This window comes from Leptolyngbya sp. GB1-A1 (genome assembly GCF_039962475.1).
GTDB lineage: Bacteria > Cyanobacteriota > Cyanobacteriia > Elainellales > Elainellaceae > Leptolyngbya_A.
Window position 1 is genome coordinate 1 of the sequence record NZ_JAMPLI010000086.1, and the last position, 10,953, is coordinate 10,953.

At 48.8% G+C, this 10,953-nt stretch carries 11 protein-coding genes; 7 read left to right on the forward strand and 4 right to left on the reverse strand.

The features are described from left to right. Positions 1-112 precede the first annotated feature (112 nt). The 3 genes from NDI45_RS29380 (at position 113) to NDI45_RS29390 (ending at position 3,778) form a co-directional block, all read left to right on the forward strand. Positions 113-1,504, forward strand: coding sequence for a HEAT repeat domain-containing protein (locus tag NDI45_RS29380; RefSeq protein ID WP_348249902.1), 1,392 nt, complete (start codon positions 113-115; stop codon positions 1,502-1,504). Between the two features lie 73 nt (positions 1,505-1,577). Continuing rightward, a complete protein-coding gene (locus NDI45_RS29385; protein ID WP_348249903.1) occupies positions 1,578-3,047 on the forward strand; it encodes a pentapeptide repeat-containing protein in 1,470 nt (489 codons plus the stop codon). A 38-nt stretch (positions 3,048-3,085) separates the two neighbouring features. Beyond that, positions 3,086-3,778, forward strand: a complete 693-nt coding sequence (locus NDI45_RS29390) for a hypothetical protein (protein WP_348249904.1) — start codon at positions 3,086-3,088, stop codon at positions 3,776-3,778. A gap of 181 nt (positions 3,779-3,959) precedes the next feature. Here the strand turns inward: NDI45_RS29390 and NDI45_RS29395 are convergent. Together NDI45_RS29395 and NDI45_RS29400 are read right to left on the reverse strand one after the other, a co-directional pair. Then, a protein-coding gene (locus NDI45_RS29395; protein ID WP_348249905.1) for an IS6 family transposase occupies positions 3,960-4,669 on the reverse strand; the annotation gives its coding sequence in 2 pieces (ribosomal slippage) (positions 3,960-4,522 and positions 4,522-4,669; 711 coding nt in all). Between the two features lie 385 nt (positions 4,670-5,054). Continuing rightward, positions 5,055-6,479 (reverse strand): pentapeptide repeat-containing protein, encoded by a 1,425-nt coding sequence (locus NDI45_RS29400; RefSeq protein WP_348249906.1) that lies wholly within the window; start codon positions 6,477-6,479, stop codon positions 5,055-5,057. Between the two features lie 780 nt (positions 6,480-7,259). Here NDI45_RS29400 and NDI45_RS29405 point away from each other — a divergent pair. Genes NDI45_RS29405 through NDI45_RS29415 form a run of 3 tightly spaced genes read left to right on the forward strand, consistent with a single transcriptional unit; the run spans position 7,260 to position 9,414 of the window. After that, entirely contained in the window at positions 7,260-7,613 is a 354-nt protein-coding gene (locus NDI45_RS29405) for a hypothetical protein (protein ID WP_348249907.1), read from the forward strand. Between the two features lie 18 nt (positions 7,614-7,631). After that, entirely contained in the window at positions 7,632-8,327 is a 696-nt protein-coding gene (locus NDI45_RS29410; RefSeq protein WP_348249908.1) for a hypothetical protein, read from the forward strand. Continuing rightward, the gene (locus tag NDI45_RS29415; RefSeq protein WP_348249909.1) at positions 8,263-9,414 is read left to right on the forward strand and encodes a hypothetical protein; all 1,152 of its coding nucleotides are present in this window, start codon (positions 8,263-8,265) and stop codon (positions 9,412-9,414) included. The genes NDI45_RS29410 and NDI45_RS29415 overlap by 65 nt, the downstream gene beginning before the upstream one ends. 141 nt (positions 9,415-9,555) lie before the next feature. Here NDI45_RS29415 and NDI45_RS29420 read toward each other — a convergent pair whose 3' ends face one another. Next, complete coding sequence (locus NDI45_RS29420; protein WP_348249910.1) at positions 9,556-10,149, reverse strand: hypothetical protein; 594 nt, start codon at positions 10,147-10,149, stop codon at positions 9,556-9,558. A 13-nt stretch (positions 10,150-10,162) separates the two neighbouring features. Here NDI45_RS29420 and NDI45_RS29425 point away from each other — a divergent pair, with 13 nt between their 5' ends. After that, positions 10,163-10,435 carry a DDE-type integrase/transposase/recombinase gene (locus NDI45_RS29425; protein ID WP_348249911.1) on the forward strand — a complete coding sequence of 91 codons (273 nt, stop codon included), beginning with the start codon at positions 10,163-10,165 and terminating at the stop codon, positions 10,433-10,435. Between the two features lie 20 nt (positions 10,436-10,455). Here the strand turns inward: NDI45_RS29425 and NDI45_RS29430 are convergent, their stop codons facing one another. Beyond that, a complete protein-coding gene (locus NDI45_RS29430) occupies positions 10,456-10,749 on the reverse strand; it encodes a hypothetical protein (RefSeq protein WP_348249912.1) in 294 nt (97 codons plus the stop codon). Between the last annotated feature and the right edge of the window lie 204 nt (positions 10,750-10,953).

Here is a 10,953-nt window from a genome sequence, read left to right on the forward strand (position 1 = left end):
CTCATCTGCATAAGCTTCAGAAGTTGCCGGGGCGCATCGTGCGGTACTTTAAACATCCTGCCATTGCTTATGCTGCCTGACCTTATGCACTCTCTATACTTGCCAGGTTAATATGTATGAGTGTCTTAAGAATGAAGAAACTGAAGATAATCCTGCTGCATGGATGCAGGAAAATCATGAACTTTGCGCCAGCACAGTAGCGGCTCTAGTAAGGATTGGGTCTACTGCTGTTCCCGATTTAATCAGCCTTCTTAACAGCGAGAACAAAGAAGACCGTAGCTTAGCTGCAATTACCCTGGCAAAACTTGGCAATGAAGCCCAGGTGGCAATTCCGTCCCTGGTTACTGCACTGCAAGATCAAGATGAATATGTCCGAAAGTTTGCTGCTGCGGCTCTGGGAGAGATTGGCGGTGAAGCCCTTTCCTCCTTATTTAAAGCATTACAAAGTCAAACCCCACTCACCCGCGAACTTGCGGCAGCAGCCTTGGGAGAGGTGGGAATCGCAGCCGTTCCTAGACTGGTTGAGGTTCTTAACACTGGCAATCCTGCAACACGTCAACTTGCCATGATGGCTTTGGCTCAAATCGGACCTGATGCTTTACCTGCGCTCCCTGAACTGGTAGACGCACTTGAAGATGAGTATCCAAATATCCGCAGCCAAGCGGCCATTGCCTTAAGAAGGATTGGTCCCAAAGCGCACTCCACCATTCCTGCTTTAACCGAAGCCCTTAACGATAGTGATCCGACCGTGCGTAGCAGTGCTGCCGCTGCCCTCGGATATATTGACTCTGAGTCCGACACTACGGTATCCGCTTTGGTTAAGGCTCTTGCAGATCCGGACCCAAGAGTTCGGAGCAGTGCTGCCGCTGCTATAGGCAGCATTGATCCTGGAATAGAAGTTAACCCTGTCTTGATTGCCGCTCTTCAGGATGCTGATCCATCAGTTCGCCAACAGGCCGCTGTGGCTCTAGGCGAAATCAACTCAGAGATCAATATCGCCCCATCCACCCTAATCAAATCTTTTGAAAGCGAGGATTGGACCATACAACGCAATGCTGCTGAAAACCTCATTCGTATCGGTTCAAAAGCATTGCCCTATCTGCAAGACGCCTTAAGGAGCGAAAATCTCTTAATTCGACGAAATGCCGCCTATACGTTACTCCGACTTGCTCCAGAATCAGATCTCCTGCTTCCAGAATTATTAAGAGCCTTAGGTGACGAAGATGCTTTCATCTTTGCCTTCTCACTATTCACCTTGGACAACCTTCCTGTAAGCACTGAGGGAAATAATCTACAGATTGCCTTTGCTGTCGTCGAAGCCTATCTAAATCTGTTTGGATATTCATTCGATATCCCATCTAAAAGCGGGGTCGATCGCCCAATCGTTTGCAGTATTTTGCGTGAAATTGATGATGGGGCAGTAGATAGATTACATTTATCCTGCCAAACTGGAGGTAGAGCCTGGGCTTGGGTTGGCGCTATGTTTAACCAACAGTCCAAATGATGAGGTAAGCCTCTAATTATGTACCAATTTTTATAACACAGGCTTCTCAGGCTAGCCCCAATTAAAAATTACTATGCATCAGGAATCAAGCCGCACTAGCTATCGGGAAAAGTCTTTCAGGGGGAAAGATTTGACTGGCTATGATTTTGGCTTCGCCGATATTCGTGGTACAGATTTCTCAAATGCAATCCTAACGAATGCCAACTTTAGTCATGTTCGGACTGGATTGAAGAAGCAATGGGTTTTTATTTTAAGCTTAGGAATTGTTATAGTCTCAATCCTAGCTGGTAGTCTTTCAGCCTATGCGGGCGCAGCCATAGGGGACTTTTTGCTATCTAAACCCCCTAGTCAAATAACGGTTTCTCTAGGCGCGATTATCGGATCTACTATCTTCGTATTCGTCGTATTCGCCGTCTTTTTGGTCGTTATAATTCGTCAAGGTTTGGGTGGTGATTTAGGAAAATTTGCGGTAATCACTGCTGCTGTTGTTGGCATTCTTATATCTTTGCTAGGAGCAGATATATCTAGAACCATTATTCTATTTGATTTAGTCATTATCTCAATTGGTATCGCTGGAAGTTTATTGGGTGCGTTGGCATTAGCCGTCAGCATTTTCATTTTTGGCACCTATTCAGTCATTTTTCTAGTACTCTGCATCTCGTTCGGAGCTTTTTTAGGAACTTGGGAAACTATCAGCTTCTATCTTGAGATTGGTGGCTCATGGGTAGAGTTTTTAGCCGTTGCGTGTTTAATTTCAGTTCCTCTCATAGGGTTAAGTTTTTATATTGGATGGAAATCGGTCAGCGAAAATAAGAAATACTCGCTCATAAAGTCTATTGCCGTTCACTTTTGTTCTCTAGGAGGCACAAGCTTTCGAGGAGCCAATTTGATAGACGCTGACTTTAACCAAGCAATGCTTCCGTACGCTGATTTTAGAAAAGCAAATCTTAAACGGGTGTCGTGGTTTCAGTCCAGCAAACTTGAGTTTGCTCAGGTAAAAGGCACCTACTTAGAAGACGTAAGCATTCGGCATCTTGTCGTTTCCAGAAAAAGCCAGGAGCAAGTCTATGACGACAAGAATTTACGAGGTCTAAACTTGAGAGCAGCCAATTTGTCAGGTGCTAGTTTTATAGGAGCTGATTTGAGCGAAGCCAACTTAGAAGGAGCTAACCTTGCTAGAGCTAAACTGGTTAAAGCAAAGCTGTACAGTACAAATCTCAGCTATTCCTGTTTGACTGGTGCTTGTATTCAAGACTGGGCTATTTCAACAGATACCCGGCTAGAAGATATTGACTGTGCATTTGTTTTTATGCGCTCGCCTACCCAAGATAATCCTGATCCGTGGCGCAAACCCGATAATCGCAATGAAGTCTTTCAAAAAGGTGACTTCACGGATTTCATTGCTCCCATCATCAAGACATTAGATCTGTATCGTCAGCAAAATCTCGACCCCCGTCAGATTACCATTGCCCTTAAAAGCTTAGACCTCATCACTACGGCGGCGTTGATCCTGCGGCTGCAGCTATTGCCATCCAGCAACTGACCGAGGAGAATCCTGAGGCAGGGTTAGAAATTGTTGCATTGGAAGGTCGAGGCTACCAGAAGATTCGTTTGCAGGCTGCTGTTGCTGGTGAAGTAGATAGCTCTCAGCTCAATGCTAAGTATTTTGAGAAATACCAGGAGATTGCGTCACTGCCCTATAGCGATATCCAAACCCTATTAACAGGAGTTGTAGAAAAGAATGAGCGAATTCGGAGCCTAGAGAAATTGCTGGAGAACGCACTACAGCAACCCAAGTTTTATGTTGAGACCTATCAAAATCGTGGAGAGTTTATCATGTCCCAAAGCAAAGGCAATGTGAATATTAGCGGCGTTCAGGGAAATGTCAGCGGAGTCGCCGCTGCGGGAGAAAATCAAGCCATAACGGGGGCTACACTTGGAACAGTTAGCGGATCTGTAACCAATACCATTAATCAGCTATCGGCATCATCAGACCCCGACAATCCAGGAATTAAGGAGTTACTAACTCAACTGCAAGGGGCAATCGAAGCCGAACCAACCCTACCTGAGGAGGACAAAGCTGAAGCCTTGGAACAGATCAAAACCCTGGCAGAAGCAGGTCAAAATCCAGAGGATAACGCGCTTCAGAAGGCTGCTAAAACGTCGATAAAAATCTTGAAAGGAACTGTTGCTAGTCTACCCGATGCTGCTAAATTGGCGGAGGCATGTGCCAAGTTGTTACCAGCGATCGCTACACTGCTTGCTTTAGTTTAGGGGTGTGAGTAGGACAAAAGGTAGCAAAGATACCGTTGTACTACAGTTGTAGATATTGATTCCAGGATTGTAGTTCAGCTAAGATGACGGCAAACAAGAATTTTTCAGGGGGCACTCATGACCCTTGCCGGTTCTGTCGCAAGAATTTTAATGACGAATGATACAAATCATTCGTTCTGTTCTATGCAGCAATTCCAAAGATCGATTCAATAAATCTGGCTTGATAGACACTGCTCCCTTGTTCAACTCCTTTCACTTGTCCTTTACGGATCATATTCATTGCCTCAATCCCTTTCAGGGTTCTTCTCGCACTATTGAACGACTTGAATCCCATTATCGGTCTAGTGATTCGCTTGATATTTCTGTGGTCTTGTTCAACCACGTTATTCAAGTATTTTACCTGCCGCAATTTCGTTGTTTCAGTCAGTGTTTCTTCTTCCTTTAACGTTTCCATTGCCACTGGGTAAGCAGTGTTCTTGTCCACGTTAATCACTCGTGGAGTTTGAGCATGCTGGCTCTTAAGAACCTTACGAAAGAAACGCACTGCTGCCTTGCCATCCCGCTTAGCGCTCAGCATGAAGTCCAGCGTATTCCCCTCCGAATCCACGGCGCGATACAGATATTTCCACACTCCCCTGACTTTGATATAAGTTTCGTCTACCCTCCAAGAATCATTCGTCGGCTTCAAGTGGGGTCGAATGCGTTTGTCCAGTTCTGGGGCGTACCTCAACACCCAACGGTTGATGTCGAGTGATCCACTTCCACCCCCCGTTCCTGCATCATCTCCTCCAGGTTCCGGTAGCTGAGGGAGTAACGGCAATACCAGCGAACATTCAGTAGGATGATTTGGGGCAAGAAGTGCCGCCATTTAAACACAGAAGCAGTAGACATGTGTCACTTAACACGCTTTTTAGGTTCTTTCCTGATTTTGGTGAAGCGAAGCAGATCTTGCCTTAAAACCTCAGCTCCAATTAGAGCAATCTACGCAAACTCAGGATTTTCAGCCGTATTTACGCACTCCTAGATGAGGCATCAGAGTACGCTTTGACTCAAATCACCAAAACCAGGAAAAAACCTATAAAGCGAGTTAAGCGACACAACTTGTACTAAAGTGCAAACAGCCTCACTTACGGGTGGGGCTGTTTGTTTCGTAATTCCATTCCACATTTTGTTTCTGATATTTAGATCTAAGTGTGCTGTCAGCTCTAGCGGTGCAATCGGAAAGGGTTGTAAGACGGTTGAAGAACTGTTGAAGGTATGAGTTTGATACTCCAGTTCACTCATTTGCCTTGATATCGATCGTCTTAGGCTGCTGTGACTGTGGCTGAACCTGCTCGATCGGCAAAGGAATGCCTAGTTTCTCAGAGAGTTGCTGTACCTGATCCACGAACTCATTTGCGCCTGCTACCGCACCACTGACTACCGTTGCCACTGCCAGGAGTGCGCCGAGAGTAGCTTTCATGCGGCTGGATTTGCGCTTCTCTGGCGGCTCCTTCAGGTCTGTCTCTAAGTCCTCCAGATGCTCGAGCGCTTCTGTTCGCTGTTCCTGGGGAAAGGATTCTGCCATGCCACGCAGGGATTGAATGAGAGGAGCAACCTCATCTAGCTTTGCCCCGATATACTGGGTCGCTTGCATCGACGACTGATCCTGCATGGTGTTTGCAAAGTTGCCGATCGTGGCTCCTTGCATATTGTTGTTGAAGGTGTGAGAGCTGGATTGATTTTCTGCCATTGCCTTTGCCTCCACTGTAATCGGTTTACTTGCCAACAGTTTTGTAATCTCTCTCATATCAGCATTGTGTTGTCGATGGAGCGCAATAATTTCATCACTGTGCTGTATTTTAAGGTCTTGAAATTTAGCACGGTATTCGGCTTCTAGAGCATTAAGCTTGATTTCATAAAATTCTTTCAGCTGCCGTTCTATTGTGCCTTTATCTAAGTCTGAAGCAACCCCCAATCGAACAACAAAGGAACTGCCTGCTTTTTGCTCAATTGCTTGAACATTCAGATCCTCACCGTACTGTGTTTTTAGCTCTTGAAGAGATGCTGAGAATGCTTTCCAGTCGATCCCGTCATTGAAGAACAGATCAACGGTTTCTAGAACGATCTGGTAGCGTTTGATAAACTCGCCTGGGGCAAAGATTTGGTTAGGGTCATGCGGGCGGCGGTCGGTAAACTCTTTATTATTCGGGTCATATTTTGTGAAGATATATTCGCAAACAACATCTTGTAAATTGGTCTTGGAGTTGATATTCCAGTCTTCAATGCAGGCTCCAGTTAGGACTGCTCCACAAAAATGTGTGTCTAGAGCTTGAGTCGCTGTGAAGTTGACATCGCTGAGGTTAGCCCTGTTAAAGTCGGCACCGCTGAGGTTGGCACCGCTGAGGTAGGCACTGTTGAGGTGGGCACTGTTGAGGTTGGCACTGCTGAGGTTGGCACCGCTGAGGTAGGCATCTCTGAGGTTAGCACCGCTGAGATTGGCATCTCTGAGGTTGGCACCGCTGAGATTGGCACTGTTGAGGTTGGCACTGCTGAGATTGGCACCGCTGAGGTCGGCATCTCTGAGGTCGGACTCGATGAGATTGGTATCTCTGAGGTCGGCAGCACTAAGATTAACCTTTACTCGAAGATTCTCCTGTCTCCACTCATTCCATTCCTGAATGCTCCGTTTTAGCCGATCGACCTGGTGTTGATTTGCCATTGCCTGCTACTGATAGTCCTTGCCTCTATTAAATCCAAAACCTCGAAGTAGCATTTCGCACCAGAATCGCTCATATCTGTTCAGATTCTATTATCTTCTACCAAAAAGTTTCAGGCAATGGTCGCTACCGCTCAGAGGGCGATCGGACGCTATTGAATGAGACTTATGCAAATCATTCACCAATTCAGCTACACGGCATGGGGAAAACTGAAGGGATGCTGTAAATATAGTGAAGTTAGTTGTGACGACACATATCAGGGCATATGTTGCGTACGTCGATCGCTGACTGTGGTTTGCCGCTCTTTGGCCTTGATCGATCGAGTGTAGAATGCTTGCTGTGAGTAGGTTTGAGCGATGTAGCACGCTGTCGATTAACAAATTACCTGAGTCGTTAACAAATTAACTGCGTTGAGGGACAAGAAGCTGAAAGGTAGTAGGAGCAAAGCCTTCCAGTGATGAGACAGTGTTAAGACAACCGATCGCGAAAATAACAGATTAAGTGCGTTGCTTTTGAGGAGCAGAATTAACAAATTAACTGCGCAGGTTGAAGCGGATGAGGGAGCAGTGAAGCTAGAAGATGAGGCGCAAGGGAACCAGCCCCCAAACTGTGATGCGTTTGAGCAACCGGCAGCGTCAGGGAATGCCAGCAGCCAGCAAGCAGGAAAGCGTTAATCCCACGAGTTGCGCAACGCCTTAGAGAGAAGAGGGTTAGGGAGTAGGAGTAGAGAGGGTTTTGGGAGTGAGATAATTAGGTGAAGGGAGAAAAAGGGTGGGTGAGAAATGGGGAGCGTGGAGATCGGGTTAGAGGGTTCAGGGGAGCGGCGTATCCCATCCTGGTTGGGGGAGGCAGTGTTGTATGGGAAGTACTGGAGCGAGAGCGGGCTGGTGGAGCGTTTGAGATCGCGAGTGCGCGTGGAGCGGGGGCGGATGGGGCAGTACGAAGTGAAGGATTATGTGCTGCTATTGAATAGTTATGCGATCAGCGGAGAAGCGAGCTTAAAGGAATATTTCAAAGCGGTAGAACCGGTGCGCGAGCTGCTGATGGGACTGTGGGAGCGAGAACGGTGTCCCGTGGCATCGAGTTTAAGCCGATATTTAGGGGATGTGGACGAGGGATCGGTTGAGGCCCTGTGAGGATTATTTGAGGAGGAGATGGGGCAGAAGGGCATCCGGGTGCGAGAGGGGATGTGGATGACGGACCGGATGGGGAACCGGTACTTGATGTTTGACGTAGATGGAACGGTGAAAGCTGTGCGGCAGCGGTATGTGAGTGAGGGGGATCGCTATCCTGGTGCGCGACGACGAAGTGCTGAGGTGAGTAAGCCAGGGTATCGAGGACGGAAACGGGGAGAAGCGGTGCGAACGACGGTCGCGGTGGCGCATACAAGTGAATGGATCGGGAGCTATGGGAGTGCCGGGAACGGGGATGTCGGAGGAGATCTGGAACGGTCGCTCGCCCGGATGCAGGGATACCTGGAGAGGCAGGGATTGCGAGTGAGTCATGGAATCGTGCGGTTAGACGGGTTGTATGGCAGCCCGAAGCTGGTGAGTCAAGTGCAGCAGAACGGCATCGGCTACCTGATGCGGAGCCGAGATTACTCGCTATTGAAACATCCGGTCGTCGTTGCTCGAATGCAAGAAGCAGAGGGATGGGAAGCAGTTGCAGGGCGGGAGTCTGAGCAGCGGAAGGACATGGGGTACATCGAAGACGCAGGACGGGAGTACAGCAGTCCGTATCGAAGACGCAGGACGGGAGTACAGCAGTCCGTTTCGATTAATTGTCGTGCGGAGTCCGGAAGCGCAGCACAATGGACGGATCAGGAAACGATCCAAAGGGCAGGTGTATGAACTATTTATCACGTCGCAATCGGCATCGAGCTTGCAGAGCGGCGACGTGCTGAGCCTGTACTTTGGACGGGGTGGGTTTGAGCGGCGGCTGAAAGAGGAAGATGAAGAGCAGGAAATGGATCGCTGGTGCAGTTGGAGTGCGAGCGGGCAGGAATTCTGGCAGATCTTGAGTCAATGGGTGTGGAACTGGCGGGTGTGGATGGGATGGCAACAGGCAGAAAGCCCGCCGGTGCGGCAGACCTTGTGGTCAGAGGCGAAGGCGTTACCGGAAGTGGAGCGGCTAGAGAGTGAGGAAATGCTGCCCTTGTCGCTATGGTTATTGCGGGAGCAACACTGCCGGGTGAAAGTGCCTGGTGAGCCGCCGCCTGCTGTGATGGTTGCGAAAGCATGGGAGCGGTATGGACCGTTCGAAGTGCGGACGGAACGGGGTGGGGAGGCGGGTGAAACGAAACGGTATGGGAACGAAGACTTTCAAGTGATCGATGCTGAGACGGTGGTGTGTCCAGCGGGGTATGAGATGAGTCAGAGTTCAAGCCGGCAAGAAGAGAACGGTGATCGTCGGTATCAGTTCAGCTTAAGTGGGACGATTTGTCAGAAGTGCGAAGTGAAAGGGCGATGTTTATCGCCGCAGACGCAGGGAAAAAGCGGCAAACGCGTGAGCGTGGTGCAGCGGCAGTATCGAGCAGACCCGCAAATGATCCGGATATGCTCAGCGTTTGTGCGCTCAGTGATCGAGCGATTATCAGAGCCGAACATTAGCCCGCAGGCGATCGTATGGCGAGACATTGCAGCGACGCAGTTACGGCGAGAGTGGCGGCAGCAGCTAGCTGCGCATGAGTTAGAAATCCAGCTTCTTCCGTCAGAGACGAAACGAGATCAGCCGGGTGCAGTTGGGATGCAAAGTCGTCACCAGAGGGAACATCATCGATTGAGCTGGGAGGAACGCGAGGAACGGAATCGGCGAGACCCTGAGGCAATGTGCTGGAAAGTGATGCTATGGAGTGGGGTAGAGTCGCTGGTACAGGCACTTCAGCGTTTAATAGCGCAAAAACCTAGTGTCAGCGAAGTCGGGGTGGTAACCGGTTAGATGCTGGGATAGATTGATGTCGCTTAACGCGCTTTTTATCCTCGTTCAGGGGTTGAGCGTTTGTAAGGTTATTTCTTTAACCTTACAAAATTCGTCTGGGATAAAGGTTCAAAGCAGCTACTCCTTGCCGACGAACGATTGCTAGATCCCCCTCAATTCCTCCTTCTCCTTACCGCGATTATGGTGGGGAATGAGGATCCCCATTTTCTGATTATGCTGGTCGATCGCCCGTGCGACATCCGGATGGGAATCAAGCCAGGGTTTGACTTTAGTGGCGGGATTGGTGCCGGTCATTGTGGCGATCGTATTACCAGAGATAAACCAACGGTCATTGGGGTGGGTGCATTGTTGGTTATGGTGCATCAAGGCTTCCACTGCTAGTGCAATGCGTTCTTCTGGCGACATTTTGGTGGACGCTTTGGGCTTACGCTCAGGTTGCTGCCTGGGTGGTTGAGCATTCTGAGACTGGCTGCCTGGTTGAGGCGGAGCGACTGCGGCGGGTTGAGGCAGTGGAGCTTCAGTGGGCACGGTCGGCGTTGTTGTTGCCTGAGCCGTTGGGGTGGGGGCTGCACCTTGAGCGAGCAATAGGAACTGATTGAGCCGATCGTTCGCTGACTGCAACTGGGTCTTGAGCTGGTCACATTCTTGTTGCAAGGAAACGACCTGCTCAGCCCGAGCCTGAAGGGAGTCGCGTTCTTGTTGCACCTTGTGAAGCTGGTCGCGCAACGTTGCCACTTACCCGGCGGCAATGGATACGCTTAAGGAAGAAGAGACGATTGCAGAGGAGACCAAATTGAGGCAGAACAAGTATTTGAATAACGTAATTAAACAGGATCATCGGCCTATTAAACGCATTGTGAGATCGATGATGGGATTCGAGTCCTTTAATAGTGCTAGAAGAACCTTGAGAGGAATTGAAGCGATGAACATGATTAGAAAAGGACAAGTGAAAGGGATAGAACAAGGGGATAGTGTATCTCAAGTGAGGTTTATTGAATCAATCTTTGGAATTGCTGCATAGAACAGAGCGAATGATGTAGATTATTCAGCGTTAAAAATTCTTGCGACAGAACCTTGTCGCCTAACCAGTTCAATTGACTGGCCAAAGCGTTTGTCTAGCACGGTGTCATCGAAGATTAAATAGCCCCCTGCATCTGGAGCAAGTAGCGCTTTGACGTTTTCCCACAACAGGCGAGGCGTCAGCTTTTCGCCGCTCAAATAGCGATTGATCGTGTCATGGCTAAACTGCTGCAAATGCTCAGCGAGGTGAGTGAGCGTGAAGTTGGTGTGACTACTGAGTAGATATTGGCAGTAGTGCAGCTTATTAAACGTCATGGGGGCGAGCGGCCTGATGCACGGATAACCGAACTATAGCGACGATGGTTCAACTTGACCAGACCCTACTGTTAGCCCCACTGCGTAATACCGATTCAATTTTTATATGCTACAGATGGGAGGAGGAGAATTGAGGGCTAACGAGTATGGTTGGCGTTTGCAAAATCAACATTCAAGAGAGCAAAGACGACTTGAGATTACTTC

Bases quoted from the DNA above. Each gene is read 5' to 3' on its own strand.
- NDI45_RS29380 (WP_348249902.1), top strand. From the start codon at position 113: ATGTATGAGTGTCTTAAGAATGAAGAAACTGAAGATAATCCTGCTGCA.
- NDI45_RS29385 (WP_348249903.1), top strand. From the start codon at position 1,578: ATGCATCAGGAATCAAGCCGCACTAGCTATCGGGAAAAGTCTTTCAGG.
- NDI45_RS29400 (WP_348249906.1), bottom strand. From the start codon at position 6,479: ATGGCAAATCAACACCAGGTCGATCGGCTAAAACGGAGCATTCAGGAA.
- NDI45_RS29405 (WP_348249907.1), top strand. From the start codon at position 7,260: ATGGGGAGCGTGGAGATCGGGTTAGAGGGTTCAGGGGAGCGGCGTATC.
- NDI45_RS29410 (WP_348249908.1), top strand. From the start codon at position 7,632: ATGGGGCAGAAGGGCATCCGGGTGCGAGAGGGGATGTGGATGACGGAC.
- NDI45_RS29425 (WP_348249911.1), top strand. From the start codon at position 10,163: ATGGATACGCTTAAGGAAGAAGAGACGATTGCAGAGGAGACCAAATTG.
- NDI45_RS29430 (WP_348249912.1), bottom strand. From the start codon at position 10,749: ATGACGTTTAATAAGCTGCACTACTGCCAATATCTACTCAGTAGTCAC.